This is a genomic window from Roseateles sp. So40a (assembly GCF_048081605.1).
Lineage (GTDB): Bacteria > Pseudomonadota > Gammaproteobacteria > Burkholderiales > Burkholderiaceae_C > Roseateles.
The window spans coordinates 5,590,462-5,608,805 of record NZ_CP182288.1; the positions used below are offsets into that span (position 1 = coordinate 5,590,462).

Here is an 18,344-nt window from a genome sequence, read left to right on the forward strand (position 1 = left end):
TTGAAACTCCCGATGAATGATCATGCCCGCCTCCCTTTCCTCGAGCTGACCCCGCGCGGGACCCGGCTGCACCGGGCTCATCCGCAGCGCGGTCCGTCCGTGCTGGTGGCGGGCCGCGGCAGCCAGGCGCCCGCCGCGCTCGCGCTGCTCCAGCGCGAATACGCCCTGCGCGCCACCCTCCACCCCGACTGGGCCGCCGTGCCCGAGGCCCTCCAGCCCAGCGGCGAGGGCGTCGTCCTCCTGCTGCGCGACCCCGGCGGCCGCCTGCTCGGCGAGGCCTGCCGCCAGCCGCTCGCGCCCGCGGCCTTCCTGCGCGTGGCGCGCGGGCTCGCGGCCGCCGTCGCCGGCATGCACGCCGCGCAGATCGTGCACCGCGCGCTGGCGCCCGACTGCTTCCTCGTCGACGAGGCCACCGGCGCCGCCGCGATCACCGGCTTCGGCTTCGCGCAGCGCCGGGGCGAGGTCCCGCCGCGCGGCGAGGAATCGCTCGCCTGGGACGACGCGCGCTTCGACTACATGGCGCCGGAGCTCGGCGCCCGCATGAATGTCGACGTCGACGCCCGCGCCGACCTCTACGCGCTGGGCTGCATCTTCCATGAGCTGCTCACCGGCGCGCCGCCATTCGACGGCCCCAATGCCGCCGCGCGCATCCATGCGCACGCGACGCGCCTGCCGATGCCGGTGCACGCGCTGCGGCCCGAGGTCCCCGCGCAGCTGTCGCGCATCGTGCTGCGGCTGCTGCAGAAATCCCCCGACCGCCGTTACGCCGAGGCCAGCGGGCTGCTCGCGGACCTGCGCAGCTGCGACGAACTGCTGCGCCGCCACGGCACCATCCCCGACTTCGCGCTCGACGCCGGCGCGGCGCTCGCCGCGGCGCGGGACGCCGGCCCCGTCGTCGGACGCGAGGACGAACTCGAGCGCATCGCCACGCTGTATCGCGCGGTGGCCGACGGCCAGGGCGCCCGCACCGCGTGGGTGTGGGGCGGCGCGGGGCTGGGCAAGTCCGCCCTGCTGCGCGAGGCCGTCGCCCGCATGCGTTTGCCGGTCGCGCCGCGCGTGGCCAGCGGCAAGTGCGACGCCGCGCGCAGCGGCGTGCCGTTCGACGCGCTGGCCCGGGCCCTGGAGCCCCTGCTGCAAGGCGTGCTCGGCAGTTCCGATCTCGAGTTCGAGGCCTGGCGCGATCGCCTGGGCCAGGCCACCGCGCCAGTGGGCGCGACACTCGCCGGCTGGGTGCCCGGCCTCGGCGCGGTGCTGGGGCTCGATGAAGCGCCCGCGGTGCCCGCGCCCGGCGACACCGCGTTGATCTTCGAACGCGAGATCGTGCTGCGCGCGATGGCGCGACTCTTCGCCGCCTTCGCCCGCCCTGAACAACCGCTGGTGCTGCTGCTGGACGACCTGCAGTGGGCCGACGTCGACACCTTGCGCGTGCTGGAGCGTCTGCTGATCGACTTCGAGGACGCGCCGCTGCTGCTGGCCGGCTCGATGCGGTCGAGCGACGCCCAATCACCGCATCCGCTGCGGGCCTCGGCGCTGTGCACGCGCCCGGGCGCGCTGCACGTGGACCTGCAGCCGCTGGACGGCGACGCCGTCCGCGCGCTCATCCGCCAGGTGCTGGGTCAGGAAGCCGATGAACTCGGTCCGCTGTTGACGATGGTCCGGGACCTCACCGGCCACAACCCGTTCTTCATCCGCCGGCTGCTCGCGCGGCTGGTCGGCAAGGGCCTGCTCGGTTACGACGCCGCCAGCTCGCGCTGGGCGTGGTTTGCCGAACGCATCGCCGCGTGTCCGGTGATCCACGATGTCGGGGAGCTGCTCGTGCGTGAACTCGATGAACTGCCCGCGGCGACCCTCGCGTTGCTGCGCACCCTGGCGAGCCTGGGCGACCGCGCCGCGCCCGCGCTGCTGGCGCTGGCCGCCGACCAGGACGAGCGCGCGCTCGCCGCGACGCTCGCCGAGGCGATCGCCGCCGGCTTCGTCGCGCTCGATCGCGGCGACTGGACCTTCACGCACGACCACGTCCGTGAAGCCGTGCACGCTGGCGTGCCCGCCGCGCAGCGCGCGGCGCGACACCTGGGCATCGCGCGGCGGCTGCGCGTCGCCGCGGCGTCCGAGGACGGACGCGTCGCGCCGTTCCTGGTCGCGACCCAGGCCAACCAGGCGCTGTCGGCGGTCGACACCGCGTCCGAGCGCCGCGCCTTCGCGCTGATCAACCTGGAAGCCGGCAAGCGCGCCAAGGCCGCCACCGCGCACCACGCCGCGCTGGACTTCTTCGGCTGGGCCCTGAGCTGGTTCGGCGACGAGCAGACCAGCCCGGAGGCGCTCGAGGCCAGCCTGCTGTGCGGCGAGGCGGAGTTCATGACCGGCGCGCTCGAAGCGGCCGAGATGCGTCTGTCCGCGTTGCAGGGACTGGGCGGCGACGCCAGCTTCGGCGCCGACGTCGCGCGGCTGCGCGTGGCGCTGTACACGACGCTGGGGCGCTTCGACCTGGCGCTGGACATCGGACTGGCCTTCCTCGCCAGCGCCGCGGCCATCGACATCCCGCGCCATCCGACCCCCGCGCAGGTCGACGCGGAATACGCGCTGCTGCGGGCGTGGCTCGATGAACACGGGGTGGCGGCGTTGCGCAACTGGCCCATCGATGCGGATCCGCGCCGCCGCGCCTGCGTGGACATCTTTGCCGACCTGCTGCCCCCGGCGATGTACTCGGACCAGCAGCTCGTGGACTTCATGCTGCTGCGCATGGTGCGGCTGGCCATCGCGCACGGCCACTGCGATGCGTCGGCCAACGGCTATGTCTGCCTGATCCAGGTGCTGGGCGCGCGCTACTTCGATTTCGCCGGCTCGCGCGCGTTCGGCGAGCTCGCTCTGCACTTGGTGGAGACGCGCGGCCTGCGCCGCTACCGGGCGCGCGTGCTGCACACCTACGCGACCTTCGTCGTGCCCTGGACCCAGCCCGCGCGCGCGGCCCGCGAGTATTTCGTGCGCGCCTTCGACATCGCCACCCGCGAGGGCGACCACACCTTCGCGCTGTACTGCGGACGCAACCAGGCCACCGGCATGCTGTTCGCCGGGGAGTTCCTCGAGGACGTGCGCCAGACCGTGGACGGCGCGCTCGCACGGGCCCGCGACGCCAACTTCCAGCTGGTGGTCAACGCCGTGCTGGCGCAGCGCTCGCTGCTGGCGGCGCTGCAGGACGGCGAGCCGCGCGGGGATCAGCGGATCGAGCAGATGGCCGAGCCCATCGAGGGCGCGCCGGTCACGCTCGTGGACCTCGCCTATTGGGTCCACCGGCTGCAGGTGGGGCTGCTCTTCGGCGATCTGCCCGAGGCGATCGAGGCGCGGCGCCGCGCCGAGGCCTGCGTGGCCGTCGCGCGCAAGTTCGCCGAATGTGGCGACCTCGCCTTCTACGGCGCGCTGGCGCTGCTGCAACTGCGCGAGCGCGACGTGGCGCAGGACGCCGCCCTGGAGCGGCATCTCTTCGCGCTCGGCGCCTGGGCCGCGGAGTGTCCGGAGAACTTCGGCGCGCGGCGCGACCTCGCCAATGCCGAGCTCGCCCGCGTGCGCGGCAAGCCAGCCGATGCCGCCGAGCTTTACGCCGCGGCGGTGGCGCAGGCGCGCCGCCACGGCTTCACGCAGGTGGAGGCGCTCGCGGCGGAACTCGCAGCGTCCTTCCACGCGGGACTGGGTCGCGAGATCGAACGCCGCGCCTACCTGCGCCATGCGCTCGCGGCGTGGCAGCGCTGGGGCGCGGCGGCCAAGGCGCGCCAGCTCCAGCAACGGCATCCCGAACTGCAGGACGTCGAGATCAGCGGACCGGCGAGCCGCCTGCATGAACTCGACGTGCAGGCCGTGCTGCGCATCACCCACGCGCTGGCCAGCGACATCGTGCCCGAGCGCATCGTCGAGACGACCATGCGCACCGCGCTCGAATCGGCGGGCGCGGACTACGGCGCGCTGGCGCTGTGGCGCGACGGCGAATGGACCGTGCGGGCGCGAGCGCGCATGGTCGGCGGCCAGATCGCGGTGACGCAGGATCCGGCGGCCTTCAGCGGCGAGGTGTTGCCCGTGTCCATCGCGCACGCGGTGGCGCGCACGCAGCACGCGGCGCAGTACGACGACGCGCGCGAGGCCGCGGCGCTGGGGCAGGACGAGTACGTCAAGCGCGCCCGTCCGCGCTCGCTGCTGTGCGTGCCGATGATGCGTTACGCGCGCCTGATCGGCGTGCTGTACCTGGAGAACAGCCTGGCGCCGCGCGTGTTCACGCCGGCCAAGGCCGAGCTGCTGGAGGTGATCGCGTCGCAGGCGGCGTTCTCGCTCGAGAACACGCGGCTGTACGAGGCGCTCGTCGATCAGAACCGCCAGCGCGCCGAGGCCGAGGAACGGCTGCGCGCCGCGCTGGCCGAGCTCGGACGCGCCAGCCGGCTCAAGGCGATGGGCGAGCTGGTGGCCTCGATCGTCCACGAGATCGGCCAGCCGCTGAGTTCCATCGACACGTCGGCCAGCGCCGCGTCGCGCTGGCTGGAGCGCGAGGAGCCCGACATCGTCGAGGCGCTGGCGATGGTCTCGCACGTGCGGCTCAGCGCCAAGCGGGCCAAGAGCATCATCCAGGGCCTGCGGGCGATGGCCCGCAAGGCCGAGCCGCAGTTCGCCGACATCGACCTGTGCGACGCGCTGCGCGAATGCGTGTCGCTGGTGGGCGGCTCGATGGTGGAGCTCGGCGTCACGCTGCGCGTCATCGGCCCGGCGCGCCCGTGCCGCGTGCGCGGCGATCGCGTGCAGCTGCAGCAGGTCGCGATCAACCTGCTCATGAACGGCGCCGAGGCGATGGTCGACACGTCGGTGGGCCAGCGTCTCCTCACGATGCGTTGGGGCGTCGCGCGGCCCGACCTGATCCGCGTCGAGATCGAGGACCACGGCACCGGCATCGCGCCCGACGCGGCCGGGCAGCTCACCGAGCCCTTCTTCACGACCAAGTCCGAGGGCATGGGCATGGGCCTGGCGATCTGCAAGTCCATCGTCGATGCGCATGGCGGCACGCTCGAATTCGCCCCCGGCAGCGAGGGCGGCACGCGGGTCACGCTGCATCTGCCGAGCTTCGGCGCCTGCGGCGACGGCCCGGAGCCGCCCTCGGCGGGTGAACCGTCGGATGAGCAGGCCCTGGCGGACGCATGAGGACGGCGGCCTGCGCGCGTCGGACGCGCCGCCACGAGGATGAGGCGGGGGAAACCGAGGTATGGCCGGCACCACCGGCGGGGAGGATGGGCCCCACGGGCGCGCTCTGGTCCGATCGATCCCATCGCGGAAGACGGCGCCCCCGGGCCCGCATCGCGATCCGCCGTCCCGACGGCGGGCCGCCGCACAGGGTGGCGGGCCCGTGCCGCCGGGCGTCACGATCCAAGGAGTTGAAGATGAACCCGTCCCCATTGATCACCCGTTCGCGCCCCACATCGCAACAGACCTCGCGCCTCACCGCGCGCCTGCCCTCGCAACGCTTCGTCCTGGCCGTGACGCTGGGCGGCGCGTTGCTGGCCGGGCTGATGTCGGTGACCTTCGCCGGCGACGCCGCGGCCGCCACCGAGGACAGCGCCCCGGCGCATGCCCCGGCGCAGCTCACGCGCGCCCAGGTCGAGCAGGACCTCGCCGCGTACAACGCGTCGGGCCTGGCCGCGCTGGAGCGCGACGACTCGCAGTCCCAGGTCGGCACGCCCGCCTGGCGCGAGGCGCGTCGGCGCTACCTCGCGCTGCGCGGCCTGCCCGTGGCGCAGATGCAGGCGCTGAGCCGCTCCGACGTGCTCAAGGACCTGAAGGCGTATCGTGACTCCGGCCTGGCCGACGCGGAACGCCGCGACGGCGAGGAATCCAACCAGTCCGCCGCGTTGCTCGCCGCGCAGGCGCGTTACGACCACCTGACCATGATGGACATGATGGACAAGCCCCTGACCCGCGCCCAGGTGCTGGCCGACCTGCAGATCTATCGCGAGTCGGGCCTGGCCGCGTTCGACCGCAGCGAGGGTGAGCCCTCCGCCAACACCGAAGCGCACCAGGCCGCGCGCGCCCGGTATGAGGAGCTCAAGCGCGACGGCCGTTACCAGACGCTGGTGATGGCGCTGGGCGGACAGGGCTGAACGCGATGCAGACGCTGGCCCTGCTCGCCCTCGGTGCCTGCGCGCTGGCGCTCGGACTCGCGGCCGGCGCCTGCGCCGCCGCCAGTCCGCGGCGCTCGTTCGCGGCGGTCGCGATGCTGATCGGTCTTGGGGCCGGCGTGCCCGCCGCGGCGCAGAACGCGCCGGGCGTGCCAGGCGCATCAGTCGCGCCAGTCGCGTCAGGGGCCCCGCCCGTCGAGGGCGTGGCGCCCGGCTTCACCGGCGCCACCGGCTGGCTCAACACCCCGCCGCTGAGCCTGCCCGGGCTGCGCGGCAAGGTGGTGGTGGTCAGCTTCTGGACCTACTCCTGCATCAACTGCCTGCGCACGCTGCCGCATGTGCGCGCCTGGGCCCGGCGTTACGCGGGGCAGGGGCTGGTGGTCGTGGGCGTGCACACGCCGGAATTCGCCTTTGAGAAAGACCCGGCCAATGTCACCCGCGCGATCAAGGACCTGAAGCTCAGCTACCCCATCGCGCTGGACGACGGTTATCAGGTCTGGCGGGCCTGGCGCAATCGCTTCTGGCCGGCGATCTACATCGTCGACGCGCAGGGGCGCGTACGTCACCACCAGTTCGGCGAGGACGGCGCGGCACAGACCGAGCAGGTCATCCAGGCGCTGCTGCGCGAGGCCAAGGCACCGATGCCCGCGGGCACCGTGGCCACGGACCTCGGCGGCATCGGCATGCCGGCGGACCTGGACAACCTGCGCTCGCCCGAGAGCTACCTCGGTTACGCGCAGGCGAGCGCGATGGCGTCGCCCGAGGCGCTGGCGCGCGATCAGCCGCGGCGCTACTCGGTGGGCCGCCTGGGCATGAACGAATGGGCGCTGTCGGGCGTGTGGACGGTGGGGCCGGAGTTCGCGCAGGCACGGGATGCCGACGGGGCGATCGCGTTGAAGTTCCACGCGCGGGACGCGCACCTGGTCATGGCCGGTCCGCCGGACGGCGCGCGTTTCGTGCTGACCCTCGATGGCCAGCCGCCGGGCGACGAGCACGGGCTGGACGTGGACGCGCAGGGCAACGGGCGCGTCGACGCGAGCCGGCTCTACCAGCTGGTGCGGCAGCGCGGCACGGTGCGCGACCGCCGCATCGAGATCCGTTTCCTCGACCCGGGCGTGCGGGCCTATGCCTTCACCTTCGGCTGAGATCGCTGCCATCGCCGTCATTGCGGCAGGAGGCGGTGCGACGCGCGCGCACCGCCTCATCCATGCGTATAGGGACGCCCTTCGGGGCGTCCCTGTCGCCGTTTGTTCTGCTACCTTGCGCGCCAGCGCATCGAGGTGTCCGTCATGCAGTCCCTGATTTCCCCACCGGCCCGGACCGGTCATGCCGTCGTGCCGACGCCGGACGTCGCCGCGCGTCGCACCGTCTACATCGTCGATGACGAGGACCTGATCCGCACCTCGCTGGCCAGCCTGCTGCGCTCGATGGGGCTGGAGACGCGCGACTTCGCGACGACCTCGGCCTTCCTCGCCGCGCCCAAGAACCCGGGTGCGGCCTGCCTGGTGCTGGACGTGCGCCTGCGCGGCGAGAGCGGCCTGGCGTTCCAGCAGACGCTGGCCAGCCGCGGGCTGGGCGCGATGCCGGTGATCTTCATGAGCGGCCATGGCGACGTGCCGATGACGGTGCGCGCGATGAAGGCCGGCGCGCGGGATTTCCTCGAGAAGCCGTTCCGCGACCAGGACATGATCGACGCCGTCGTCGCCGCGCTGGAGGCGGATGCGCGGCGTCTGGCCGTGGACCGCGCGCTGGACGATGTGCGCGGCTGCTGGGCCTCGCTCACGCCGCGCGAGCGCGAGGTGCTGGGCCATGTCGCCACGGGCCGCATGAACAAGCAGATCGCCGGCGAGATGGGCATCGCGGAGATCACCGCCAAGATCCATCGCGGGCAGGCGATGCGCAAGATGCGCTCGCGCTCGGTGGCGGAGCTGGTCCGCAAGATGCAGGCCATCGGCGTCATCCGCGAGGCCGCCTGATGGCCACGCCGGGCCACCACGCGGCGCCGTCGCGCGAGCTCGTGGCCATCGTCGACGACGACCCCTTCGTCCGCGCGGCCACCTGCAGTCTGCTGCGCGCGGTGGGCTGGGAGGCGCGCGCGTTCGCCTCGGGCATCGAGTTCCTGGAGGCGCAGTCCGGCCGTGAGGCGCCGCCCCCGATCGCCTGCCTGGTCTGCGACATCCACATGCCGCGCCTGAACGGCATCGAGCTGCTCGCGCGGCTGCAGCAGGACGGGATCGCGGTGCCCACGGTGTTCATCACCGCGCTGACCTCCGAGGCGGTGCGCCGCCGCGCGCTGGATCAGGGCGCGTTGTGCGTCATCGAGAAGCCGGTCGACGCGGGAGAACTCGAAGCCTGGGTGCGGCGCGCATTGACAGCGTGACCGCGGCCATCACCACCAGGTTCAAGGCCAGGCCGACCAGGCCGACGTTGAGGTCATGCACCCAGCCCGGCGCGCCCGGCAGCAGCGAGCGCGTGGTCGCGCCGGTCAGCACGGTCCACGCGACGAAGCCCACGCCGGTGGCGATGCCCAGCATCGCGCCCGCGCGATGGGCGCGGCCCGGCACGATCAGCGCCACGAACAGCGCCGGCGCCAGCTGCGTGACGATGCCGAAGCCCATCAGCAGCAGCGCGACGATGCTGGCGCCGCCGCCCAGCGTGAGCAGCACCGCCACGAGCGTCAGCACCGGCGCGGCCAGGCGCGAGACCTGCGTGAGCCGCGCGTCGCTGCTGCCCGGGAACAGCGGCCGATAGAGATTGCGCGCCAGCAGCGTCGAGGCCGAGATCAGCATGATCGAGCCCGGCACCAGCGCGGTGAGCATGCCCGCCGCGCCGATGACGCCGACGAACCAGGGATCGAAGGTCTGCAGCGACAGCTTCAGCAGCGCCAGGTCGATCTGCCCGCCGCTGAGTCCCGGCACCTGCATCACCGCGGCGTAGCCGGCGAACATCGAGAACAGCATCACCAGCGCGTAGAGCGGCATGACCACGGCGTTCTTGCGGAAGGTGCGCTCGGACCGGGCGGTGAAGACCGCGCTGAACGCATGCGGCCACAGGTACATGCCGAGCGCCGACAGCGCGACCGTCGACGCGAACCAGACGGCGTTGCGGCCCTCGCCGGGCAGCGCGAGGAAGCCCGGCTTGAGCGCCTCGATGCGCTCGAACATCGGCCCCAGTCCGCCGTGGTGGTGCCAGGGCAGGTACAGGCCGAGGAACACGCACACCGCGAGCACCAGCACGTCCTTGACGACGGCCGTCAGCGCGGAGCCGTGCATGCCCGAGAGCATCACGTAGACCGTCATCACGCTCGCGCCGATCCAGACCGCCGCCGCGGGCGACAGCGCGCCGTAGGAGGTCAGCTCCACGATCAGCCCCAGCCCCTTCATCTGCACGATCAGATACGGCACCAGCGCCAGCAGCGCCACCGCGGCGACGAGCAGGCCCAGCGCGGGGCTGTCATAGAGCCGGGCGAAGACCTCGGGCTGGGTCATCGCGCCGTGCTGCCGCGCGAAGCGCCAGATCGGCGGCAGCAGCCAGTACGACATCACGAAGGCCAGCGTCGTGTAGACGAGGATATAGAGCGCGGCGCCGCCGTGACCGTAGGCGTAGCCGCTGGCGCCGAGGAAGGTGAAGGTCGTGTAGAGCTCGCCGGCCATCAGCACGAACACGAGCAGCGCCGAGAAACCGCGCCCGCCCACGCTCCATTGCGCGAGGTCCATCTTCACGCCGCGGCGCGCGCGCAGGCCGGTCCACAGCGCGATCGCCAGCACCAGCAGGATGACGAGCGGGGCCGCGTTCATCGGTGCGCCTTGCCGGTATCGGCATCGGCCTTGGCCGCGGCATCAACGTCGGCATCAGCGTCGGCACGATTGGCCGAGTCCAGCCGATAGACCAGCGCCATCACCATCGCGGTGAGGATGACGCCCGAGATGATCCAGGCCATGAAGAAGGGCAGTCCCGCCACGAAGGGATGGACGCGGTTGGCCGCGATCACGCCGATCAGCGCGTGGATCACAGGCAGCAGGGCCAGCCAGCGGTGCAGGCGCATCGGAGTTCCTCGGGGGCGGGCGCCGTGATCGGACGGCATCAGCGGGCGTCCTGGCGTGGGAAGCTGCGCCCGGCCGCGGCCAGCGCGCGCAGCACGACCTCGGGCGTGGCCGGCGCCTCGCGCACGCGCGCGCCGGTGGCGTGGTGGATGGCGTTCAGGATCGCTGCCGCGGTCGGTACGAGCGCGGGTTCGCCGATGCCCTTGGCGCCGTAGGGACCGATGGGCGTCGGCGCCTCGACGAACAGCGTCTCGACCTCGGGCACGTCGTGCACGGTCGGGATCAGGTAGTCGTGCAGGTTGTTGTTGCGTCCGGGCAGGTACTGCTCCATCAGCGCCAGGCCCACGCCCTGCGCGACCGCGCCCTCGATCTGCCCCTCGAGCAGCGTCGGATTGACGCGCCGGCCCACGTCGTGCGCGGCCACCACGCGGCGCACGCGCACGCGGCCGGTCTCCAGGTCGACCTCCACCTCGGCCATCTGCGCGCCGAAGGCGTAGGTGGCATAGGGGCGGCCCTGGCCGGTGATGTCCAGCGAGCGCGTCGGCGGATCGAAGCGTTCCTCGGCGCACAGCGCGTAGCCATGCGCGTCCAGTGGGAGCTCGCGCAGCGACAGCCGGGCGATGACCTCGTGGTCCTCGTCGATCGTGGTGCCCGTCGTGGCGTTCATCGCGATGCTCGCGTCGAGGACGGCGCCGGGCCGGCCCACGCCGACCCAGCCGGGGCCGAAGACGACCGGGGCGTCCTCGGGCGCGTCCAGCAGGCCGCGGATGCGGCGTCGCAGCGCGGTGCCTGCCAGGAAGGCCGCGCGGCCGGTGACGAAGGTCTGACGCGAGGCCGAGGTGCGGCCGCAGTCAGGTGTGAGGTGCGTGTCGGGGCCAACGATGTGCAGCCGGCCGATCGGCACGCCCAGCGCGTCGGCGGCGATCTGCGGGATCACCGTGTTGGAACCCTGGCCGGCATCGACCGCGCCCTGATGCAGCACCAGCGTGCCGTCGGGCCGCAGCCCGATGCGCACCGTCGACGGATTGGGTGTGCCGGTGTTGCCGCAGCCGTAGAAGAAGGCGGCCATGCCGACGCCATGGCGCAGGTGAAGCAGGTGCGCTGGCGCGGCGGCGTTGCGCTCCGCGGCGCGGGAACGTGCCTCGGCCCAGCGCGGGCGCAGCGCGTCCAGGCACTCGATCAGGCCGACGCTGTCGTCGAGCAGCTGGCCGGTGGGCAGCGTGTCGCCGGGACGCAGCGCGTTGACCGCGCGGAACTCCAGCGGGTCCCAGCCCGCCTTGAGCGCCAGCTCGTCGATGAGCTGCTCCTGCGACATCGTCGTCTGCGGCACGCCGAAACCGCGGAACGCGCCGGCCGGTGTGATGTGCGTGTGGATCGCGCGGGCGCGCGCCGCGTAATGCGCCAGCCGGTACGGCCCGCCCGCGTGCACCGGCACGCGATTGGCGACCGCGGTGCCCCAGGAGGCGAACGCACCGGTGTTGTAGTCGCCGTCGAATTCCACGGCGCGCAGCCGGCCATCGCTGTCCGCGGCCATCGTCGAGACGATGCGCGCCGGATGGCGCTTGGTCGACGAGGCCATCGACTCCTCGCGCGTGAACACGATCGCCACCGGCCGATCCAGGTGCCAGGCGGCGATCGCCAGCAGTGGCTGCACGGTCATGTCGAGCTTGCCGCCGAAGCCGCCGCCCACCGCCGTCGGCACGACGCGCACGCGCTCCTCGGCCACGCCGAGCACGCGGGCGAGGTCCTCGCGATGCGGATGCGGCGCCTGGGTCGGCGAATGCACCTCGATCGTGTCGCCCACGCGGCGGGCCCAGCCGGCCTCGGGCTCGAGATAGGCGTGCTCGACGAAGCTCGAGCTGAAGCGCCCGGTGACGACATGCGCCGCGTCGCGGATCGCGGCGGCCGCGTCGCCGCGCAGCACGCGGCCCTCGACCAGCAGGTTGCCCGCGCGCTGCGGATGCAGCAGCGGCGCACCGGCGCGGGCGGCGTCCTCGATCGAGAAGACGGCCGGCAGCGGTTCCCACTCGACCGGGAAGGCCGAGAGATCCAGCGCGGCGACGGCCTCGCGCTCACCCGCGATCAGCGCGATCGCCTCCAGGTGATGCCGGACCTCGCCCGCGGGCAACACCGGCTGATCGGCGTAGGCGGGCGCGATGCCATGCACGTTGCGGCCCGGAACGTCGGCATGCGTGAGCACGCGATGGAGACCCGGATGCGCGCGCACGTACGCGTCGAGATCGCCCAGCACGAAGCGGGCATGCGGATGCGGACTGCGGACCGCGCGCAGGTACAGGCTGTCCGGGGGAATGCCGTCAGCGCCGAACTGCTGGCTGCCATCGACCTTCTCCACGCCGTCGAGCCGCGTCAACGGGCGGCCCACGGCGATGCCCTCGCCGGCGCGCGGCGGAGGCGTCAGCGCGCGAGCGGGCGCGCCCGTGCCGACTTCCAGCACGGCGTCGACGATCTTGCGATAGCCGGTGCAGCGGCACAGCACGCCGTCGATCGCGGCGCAGGCGCTGGCCCGATCGCGGACCTCGCCCGCGTCGATCGCCGCGGAGGCCGCCATCAGCATGCCTGGGGTGCAGAACCCGCATTGCACGGCCTGATGCGCGAGCAAGGCCTGCTGCAAGCGCGCGCCGCAGGGGCTCGCGGCGGGCAGGCCCTCGACCGTCGTCACGCGGCGTCCGTCGAGCTGCGCGACCGGCGTGACGCAGGCGTAACGCGGCTCGCCGTCGACGACGATCGTGCAGCTGCCGCAATCGCCCTGGCCGCAGCCGACCTTGGTGCCGGTGAGGCGCAGGTCCTCGCGCAGGAAGTCGATCGCCGTGCGGGCGGGGTCCGCCGGCAGCGCATGGCGCCGGCCATTGACCTCGATCCAGCGCTCATCCATGGACGGCCTCCGGCAGGCAACGCGCGCAGGCACGCTCGACGGCGACGCGGGCCAGATGCCGGCGCAGGCCGGCGGAGCCGCGCACGTCGTCGATCGGCGTCAGCTCGGACCAGCGCGCCTCGTCGATCAGACGCGAGAGGAACTCCGGCCGCGCGCCTTCCAGGCGCTGCTCCAGCGCGCGCAGGCGCACCGGGACCTCGGAGGCCGCGCCGATCGCGATCGCGGCCTGCGCGATCACGCCGCGATCGCTCCAGCGCAGGCGCACGGCCGCGGACACCACGGCCAGCGCGGTGCCGTCGCGATTGGCGCATTTCTCGAAGGCCGAGCGCCCGGCGGTGTCGGCGGCGGGCAGCACGACGGCGGTGAGCAGTTCATCGGCGGCGCGCGCGGTGCGGCGTCGGGCGAGCAGGAATTCATCGAGCCGAAGCCGCCGCACGCCGCGTCGGCTGCTGAGCTCCACCCGGGCGTCCATCGTCAGCAGCGGCGGCACGCCGTCGGCCGCGGGCGAGGCCTGGCACAGGTTGCCGCCCACGCTGCCCGCGACGCGGATCTGCCGCGATCCCACCTGACGCGCGGCCTCGCGCAGCGCCTCGGGGATCAGCGTCGAGCGCGCGATCACGTCCCATCGCGTGGCCGCGCCGATGCGCAGGTCGCCATCGCGCGGCGCGATGCCTTGCAGTTCGGTCAGATGGCCGATGTCGATCCAACCCGCGGCCGGCGAGCGGTCGGCGGGATCGGCGTAGGCATCGGTGCCGCCGCAGATCACGCGCGGCGGCGGCGAGCCCCTGTCAGCGGGCGAGGCGAGCGCGGCAAGCGCGTCCGCCAGGGACGTGGGTCGGAAGTAGTTCATCGGGGCGCTGAGGCCGGACCAGATGAATTCATCCTACAAGTCGAGGACCGGACTGCCTCTCCCATGCGGGCGCATCACCGATGGCGACGGTGATCTGCTACCTCGAACGGGGTAGCGCGCAAGGGAAAACGCGAGGCCGTGGGCGAGCGATGAAGCGTTGCGCTAAACAGAGACCTTCCCGGGCTTGTCGGACTTCTCGGCCCGCACCACGCGCAGCACGCTGTCGGTGACGAATCGCTCCCAGTCGTCCACGGCACCGTCGGACTCCAGCGACTCGCCGAGGAAGGCTGACAGCGTGTGCCGGTTGGACGTGAAGAAATAGGCCGCCGAGACGATGAGCAGGTAAACGTCGCGCGGACGCAGGTCGTCGCGGAACAGGCCCTGCGCGGCACCGGCCTCGAGGATGTCGCGGATGAGGTCGACGGCGTGGGAGGAGTACTCGGTCGCCTTCTCCGACTTCGCGACGTGTTTGCCCTTGTGGAGGTTCTCCGTGTTGAGCAGCGTCACGAACTCGGGGTGACGGCGGTAGTAGGCGATCTTGAAGCGGATCACGGTCCGCAGCGCCTCCTCGGGCCGCTGGGGATCGGGCGCGCAAGTGGCTTCGGCCTCGTCCATGCGGTGATAGATGCCCTCCAGCACCGCGATGAACAGCCCCTCCTTGGAGCCGAAGTAGTAATAGATCATCCGGTCGTGCGTCTTGGCCGTGCTGGAGATCTTCTCGATGCTGCCGCCGTCGTAGCCGTAGCGCGCGAACACCTTGGTCGCCGCCTTGAGGATGCTGTCGCGGGTGGCCTGGGCGGCGGCCTCGCGCACGCCGGTGCCGCGCACGGCCGGAGTCTTCTTCTGAACCATGTCTGTCCTGATGCTTTTCATGTAGTGATCGCTACATGAATGGCCACATCATACGCACCGTCCCGCGCAGCGGCAACCGTGTTGTCCGCAGTCCCGCGGCACCGGCGCGGGCCCCCTACCAAGGTATGCCGCCGGGACCCCCCGGGTTCAATTTGCCGGGCGAGGGCGCTTTGCTCTGATGGCGGACAGGCGGCGGGAGAGCGTTCCCGCCGGCATCCACCCCGCATCCCGCAGAGGCGACCCATGACTTCATCTTCTTCCCGTCCCACGCGTGCCCCGCGCGCGTTTCCCTTGGCGGCGCTCGGCGCGTTCTCCGCGCTGACGCTTGCCGCCGCGCTGTCCGCGGCCGGTCCCGCGTTCGCGAAGGACGCCCAGCCCGCCGCGTCCAAGGCGGACGCCGCCAAGCCCACGATCGTGCTGGTGCACGGCGCCTTCGCCGACGCCTCGAGCTGGAACGGCGTGGCCGGCGAGCTCCGCGGCAAGGGCTATCCGGTCGTCGCGGTGGCCAACCCGCTGCGCAGCGTCTCCGGTGACGCGCGCTACACGGCCAGCTTGCTGGACAAGATCGCCGGTCCGGTGGTGCTGGTCGGGCACTCGTACGGTGGCTCGGTCATCAGCGCCGCCGCCGTGGGCAACACGCGCGTGAAGGCGCTGGTGTACGTGTCGGCCTTCGCGCCGGAGCAGGGCGAGTCCGTCGTCGAACTGGCCGGCAAGTTCCCCGGCGGCACGCTGGGCGAGGCGCTGGCCGCGCCGGTGCCGCTGCCCGAGGGCGGCGTGGACCTGTACATCGACCAGGACAAGTTCCGCAAGCAGTTCGCCGCCGATGTGAAGCCGGACGCCGCGCGCCTGATGGCCGTGGGCCAGCGCCCGGTGGCCGAGGCCGCGCTGAAGGAGCCCAGCCAGGGCACCGCGTGGAAGGACCACCCGGTGTACTTCGTCTACGGCAGCGCGGACAAGAACATCCCGCCCGCCGCGATGGCGTGGATGGCCGAACGCGCCCATGCGCGCCGCACCGTCGTGATTCCCAACGCGTCGCACGTCGCGATGGTGAGCCACGCGCACGAGGTCGCGGCGCTGATCGAGACCGCGGCCAAGTCCGCTGAATGAGGAGCCCGTCATGACCACCGATACCCACCGTCGCGACTTCCTGTCGCTGGCCGCCGCGTCCGGCGCCGGCCTGGCCCTGTCGGGCCTGAGCGCCCAGGCGTTTGCTGCCTCGCCGGCGACCTCTTCGGCGACCTCTTCGGCCGCTTCGCCCCTGCCCTCGTCGGCAGGACGCAGCGCCTTCGGCCCGCTGCGTCAGATCGACGCGGGCCCGCTCAACATCGGCTACATCGACATCGGCCCGCGCGACGGCACGCCGGTGCTGCTGTTCCACGGCTGGCCCTACGACATCCACGGCTACGAGGACGTCGCCCCGATCCTGGCGGCGCGAGGCTTCCGCGTGATCGTGCCGCACCTGCGCGGCTACGGCACGACGCGTTTCCTGTCGGCGGCCACGCCGCGCTCGGCGCAACAGACCGCGCTGGCGGCCGACGGCCTGGCGCTGATGGATGCGCTGGGCATCCGCAAGGCCATCTTCGCGGGCTGCGACTGGGGCGCGCGCAACGCCTGCGTGATGGCCGCGCTGTGGCCCGAGCGCTGCCAGGCGCTGGTGTCGGTGAGCGGCTTCCTGGTGCTGGATCCGAGCAGCGCGCTCAAGCCGCTGTCGCCGGCCGATGAGTTCTCGTGGTGGTACCAGTACTACTTCGCCACCGAGCGGGGCCGCATCGGCTACGAGAAGAACCTCAAGGCCTTCGCGAAATTCATCTGGCGTCAGGCCTCGCCGAAGTGGAACTTCGACGACGCCACCTTCGACCGCTGCGCCGAGAGCCTGGTGAACCCGGACCACGTCGCGCTGGTGGTGCACAACTATCGCCTGCGCATCGGCGCGGCCGAGCCCGATCCGCAGTACGCGGCGCTGGAGGCGCGACTGGCGAAGGTGCAGACGGTGGGCATGCCCACCATCACGCTGGAAGGCGACGCCAATGGTGCGCCGCATCCGCCCGCGGCGGCCTACAAGTCGCGCTTCACCGGCAAGTACGAGCACCGCGAGCTGACCGGCGGCATCGGCCACAACCTGCCGCAGGAAGCCCCGGTCGACTTCGCCAAGGCGGTCATCGACGTCGCCCAGTGGTGATCGGCACGCGCGCGGCCCAGGCCGCGCGCGGCTTGTTGCCCCTCCCGCATCTCACGCATTTCATTGAATCAGGAAGTTCTCCATGACCCGCACGATCGACAAGGTTCTCTACACCGGCTCCACGCTGACCACCGGCGGCCGCGACGGCACCGGCAAGTCCAGCGATGGCGCGCTGGACGTCAGGCTCAGCCTGCCGGGCTCCGGCGGCGCCGGCACCAATCCCGAGCAGCTGCTCGCCGTGGGCTGGTCTGCCTGCTTCATGGGCGCGATGCGCCGCGTGAAGACCGCCGAGCCGATTCGCGTGCCCGACGACGCCTCGATCCAGGCCGACATCTCACTGGGCACGACGGCCGACGGCGGCTTCGCGCTCGCGGCCAAGCTGCATGTGACGCTGCCCGGCCTGACCGAGGCGCAGAAGTGGGCGCTGGTCGACGGCGCGCATCAGATCTGCCCGTACTCGCTGGCCACGCGCGGCAACATCGAGGTCGCCTTCACGGTGGCGTGATCCGCAGCGCAGCGCGGTGATCGATGCGGGCCTCGTTCGCGAGGCCCGTGTCGCTCAGGGCTCGATGTCAGAGCTCGATGATTCCGCGCTTCAGCGCGATGGTCACCGCGTGCGTGCGGTCCTTGGCGGAGAGCTTGCCCAGGATCGTGCGCATGTGGACCTTCACCGTTTCCTCGGTGAGCGACAGGTTCTCGGCCACTTCCTTGTTGGCGTGACCCAGCGCGACGAGGCGCAGCACCTGCGTCTCGCGCAGCGACAGCGTCCGGCTGCCGGCGTGCTCGGCGATGGCGGCCTCGATGACGGGCGGCATCATGAGCAGTCCGGCGTGGACGTTGCGCACGGTCTCGACGAGCTCGGTGCGCAGCAGGCCCTTGAGCAGGTAGCCCGCCGCGCCGGCCTTCATCGCGCGCACGGCCTGGAAGTCTCCCGGGAAGGTCGTCAGGATGACGATGCGGGCCTGAGGGAACTCGCGCCGGATGGCAGTCATCGCCTCGATGCCGTCCATGTCGCGCATGCGCAGGTCCATCAAGGTGACGTCGGGCTGGTGCTGGCGGAAGCGCGACACGGCCTCCAGCCCGGTGGACGCCTCGGCGACCAGGCGCATGTCGGGCTCGGCGTCGATGACCGTGGCGATGCCGCTGCGCATCAGCGCATGGTCGTCGACGGCCATCACGGTGATGGGCGAAAGGGGCAGGGCGGGGTCGGTCACACAGGCTCGGGCAAGGAATGCCAGGGGCGAAGCGTAGCCCGACCCGCCAGTCCGGGTCGAGTGACCGGCCATCGGCTCCCTCGAAAGAGTTAGCTCCGCTCGTCGCGCGGTCGCCGCGTGCGCCTTCCAAAGTTCTGCTAGCGTCTCGCCCGGTCGGGTGGGGCGATGCC

General features: G+C 72.3%; 14 protein-coding genes. 8 read left to right on the plus strand and 6 right to left on the minus strand.

The genetic code is table 11. From position 1 onward, the window contains the following. The first annotated feature begins 12 nt into the window (after positions 1 to 12). The 5 genes from ACNI65_RS25450 (at position 13) to ACNI65_RS25470 (ending at position 8,523) form a co-directional block, all read left to right on the plus strand. Positions 13 to 5,172 carry an AAA family ATPase gene (locus tag ACNI65_RS25450; RefSeq protein WP_416760325.1) on the plus strand — a complete coding sequence of 1,720 codons (5,160 nt, stop codon included), beginning with the start codon at positions 13 to 15 and terminating at the stop codon, positions 5,170 to 5,172. A gap of 236 nt (positions 5,173 to 5,408) precedes the next feature. Next, entirely contained in the window at positions 5,409 to 6,125 is a 717-nt protein-coding gene (locus ACNI65_RS25455; RefSeq protein ID WP_416760327.1) for a hypothetical protein, read from the plus strand. A 5-nt stretch (positions 6,126 to 6,130) separates the two neighbouring features. Then, positions 6,131 to 7,288 (plus strand): thioredoxin family protein, encoded by a 1,158-nt coding sequence (locus ACNI65_RS25460; protein WP_416760328.1) that lies wholly within the window; start codon positions 6,131 to 6,133, stop codon positions 7,286 to 7,288. Positions 7,289 to 7,432: 144 nt separating this feature from the next. Next, a complete protein-coding gene (locus ACNI65_RS25465) occupies positions 7,433 to 8,119 on the plus strand; it encodes a response regulator transcription factor (RefSeq protein ID WP_416760330.1) in 687 nt (228 codons plus the stop codon). Beyond that, positions 8,119 to 8,523 carry a response regulator transcription factor gene (locus tag ACNI65_RS25470; protein WP_416760331.1) on the plus strand — a complete coding sequence of 135 codons (405 nt, stop codon included), beginning with the start codon at positions 8,119 to 8,121 and terminating at the stop codon, positions 8,521 to 8,523. Before ACNI65_RS25465 ends, ACNI65_RS25470 begins: the two co-directional genes overlap by 1 nt. On the opposite strand, the gene ACNI65_RS25475 is transcribed toward ACNI65_RS25470, so the two are convergent. The 5 genes from ACNI65_RS25475 to ACNI65_RS25495 all read right to left on the minus strand — a co-directional run bounded on the left by ACNI65_RS25475 (position 8,459) and on the right by ACNI65_RS25495 (position 14,781). Then, positions 8,459 to 9,940, minus strand: a complete 1,482-nt coding sequence (locus ACNI65_RS25475; protein ID WP_416760332.1) for a sodium:solute symporter family protein — start codon at positions 9,938 to 9,940, stop codon at positions 8,459 to 8,461. The two genes, ACNI65_RS25470 and ACNI65_RS25475, sit on opposite strands and share 65 nt — an antisense overlap. After that, the gene (locus ACNI65_RS25480) at positions 9,937 to 10,188 is read right to left on the minus strand and encodes a DUF3311 domain-containing protein (RefSeq protein WP_416760334.1); all 252 of its coding nucleotides are present in this window, start codon (positions 10,186 to 10,188) and stop codon (positions 9,937 to 9,939) included. Before ACNI65_RS25480 ends, ACNI65_RS25475 begins: the two co-directional genes overlap by 4 nt. A gap of 38 nt (positions 10,189 to 10,226) precedes the next feature. After that, complete coding sequence (locus ACNI65_RS25485; protein ID WP_416760336.1) at positions 10,227 to 13,079, minus strand: molybdopterin-dependent oxidoreductase; 2,853 nt, start codon at positions 13,077 to 13,079, stop codon at positions 10,227 to 10,229. Continuing rightward, positions 13,072 to 13,929, minus strand: coding sequence for an FAD binding domain-containing protein (locus tag ACNI65_RS25490; RefSeq protein ID WP_416760338.1), 858 nt, complete (start codon positions 13,927 to 13,929; stop codon positions 13,072 to 13,074). Before ACNI65_RS25490 ends, ACNI65_RS25485 begins: the two co-directional genes overlap by 8 nt. Before the next feature lie 162 nt (positions 13,930 to 14,091). After that, positions 14,092 to 14,781: a TetR family transcriptional regulator gene (locus ACNI65_RS25495; RefSeq protein ID WP_416760340.1), complete on the minus strand. Its 690-nt coding sequence runs from the start codon at positions 14,779 to 14,781 to the stop codon at positions 14,092 to 14,094. 243 nt (positions 14,782 to 15,024) lie between these two features. Between ACNI65_RS25495 and ACNI65_RS25500 the strand changes: the two genes are divergently transcribed. From ACNI65_RS25500 to ACNI65_RS25510, 3 genes are all read left to right on the plus strand, one after another. Continuing rightward, the gene (locus ACNI65_RS25500) at positions 15,025 to 15,888 is read left to right on the plus strand and encodes an alpha/beta fold hydrolase (RefSeq protein ID WP_416760342.1); all 864 of its coding nucleotides are present in this window, start codon (positions 15,025 to 15,027) and stop codon (positions 15,886 to 15,888) included. A gap of 10 nt (positions 15,889 to 15,898) precedes the next feature. Beyond that, positions 15,899 to 16,960 carry an alpha/beta fold hydrolase gene (locus ACNI65_RS25505; protein WP_416760344.1) on the plus strand — a complete coding sequence of 354 codons (1,062 nt, stop codon included), beginning with the start codon at positions 15,899 to 15,901 and terminating at the stop codon, positions 16,958 to 16,960. 82 nt (positions 16,961 to 17,042) lie between these two features. Next, positions 17,043 to 17,465, plus strand: coding sequence for an organic hydroperoxide resistance protein (locus ACNI65_RS25510; protein WP_416760346.1), 423 nt, complete (start codon positions 17,043 to 17,045; stop codon positions 17,463 to 17,465). A gap of 67 nt (positions 17,466 to 17,532) precedes the next feature. On the opposite strand, the gene ACNI65_RS25515 is transcribed toward ACNI65_RS25510, so the two are convergent. Then, a complete protein-coding gene (locus tag ACNI65_RS25515; protein WP_416763704.1) occupies positions 17,533 to 18,135 on the minus strand; it encodes a response regulator in 603 nt (200 codons plus the stop codon). Positions 18,136 to 18,344 lie beyond the last annotated feature (209 nt).

Excerpts from the sequence above, each read along its gene's own strand:
- ACNI65_RS25450 (WP_416760325.1), top strand. The coding sequence starts at position 13 with ATGAATGATCATGCCCGCCTCCCTTTCCTCGAGCTGACCCCGCGCGGG.
- ACNI65_RS25455 (WP_416760327.1), top strand. The coding sequence starts at position 5,409 with ATGAACCCGTCCCCATTGATCACCCGTTCGCGCCCCACATCGCAACAG.
- ACNI65_RS25460 (WP_416760328.1), top strand. The coding sequence starts at position 6,131 with ATGCAGACGCTGGCCCTGCTCGCCCTCGGTGCCTGCGCGCTGGCGCTC.
- ACNI65_RS25465 (WP_416760330.1), top strand. The coding sequence starts at position 7,433 with ATGCAGTCCCTGATTTCCCCACCGGCCCGGACCGGTCATGCCGTCGTG.
- ACNI65_RS25470 (WP_416760331.1), top strand. The coding sequence starts at position 8,119 with ATGGCCACGCCGGGCCACCACGCGGCGCCGTCGCGCGAGCTCGTGGCC.
- ACNI65_RS25475 (WP_416760332.1), bottom strand. The coding sequence starts at position 9,940 with ATGAACGCGGCCCCGCTCGTCATCCTGCTGGTGCTGGCGATCGCGCTG.
- ACNI65_RS25480 (WP_416760334.1), bottom strand. The coding sequence starts at position 10,188 with ATGCGCCTGCACCGCTGGCTGGCCCTGCTGCCTGTGATCCACGCGCTG.
- ACNI65_RS25485 (WP_416760336.1), bottom strand. The coding sequence starts at position 13,079 with ATGGATGAGCGCTGGATCGAGGTCAATGGCCGGCGCCATGCGCTGCCG.
- ACNI65_RS25490 (WP_416760338.1), bottom strand. The coding sequence starts at position 13,929 with ATGAACTACTTCCGACCCACGTCCCTGGCGGACGCGCTTGCCGCGCTC.
- ACNI65_RS25495 (WP_416760340.1), bottom strand. The coding sequence starts at position 14,781 with ATGGTTCAGAAGAAGACTCCGGCCGTGCGCGGCACCGGCGTGCGCGAG.
- ACNI65_RS25500 (WP_416760342.1), top strand. The coding sequence starts at position 15,025 with ATGACTTCATCTTCTTCCCGTCCCACGCGTGCCCCGCGCGCGTTTCCC.
- ACNI65_RS25505 (WP_416760344.1), top strand. The coding sequence starts at position 15,899 with ATGACCACCGATACCCACCGTCGCGACTTCCTGTCGCTGGCCGCCGCG.
- ACNI65_RS25510 (WP_416760346.1), top strand. The coding sequence starts at position 17,043 with ATGACCCGCACGATCGACAAGGTTCTCTACACCGGCTCCACGCTGACC.
- ACNI65_RS25515 (WP_416763704.1), bottom strand. The coding sequence starts at position 18,135 with ATGGCCGTCGACGACCATGCGCTGATGCGCAGCGGCATCGCCACGGTC.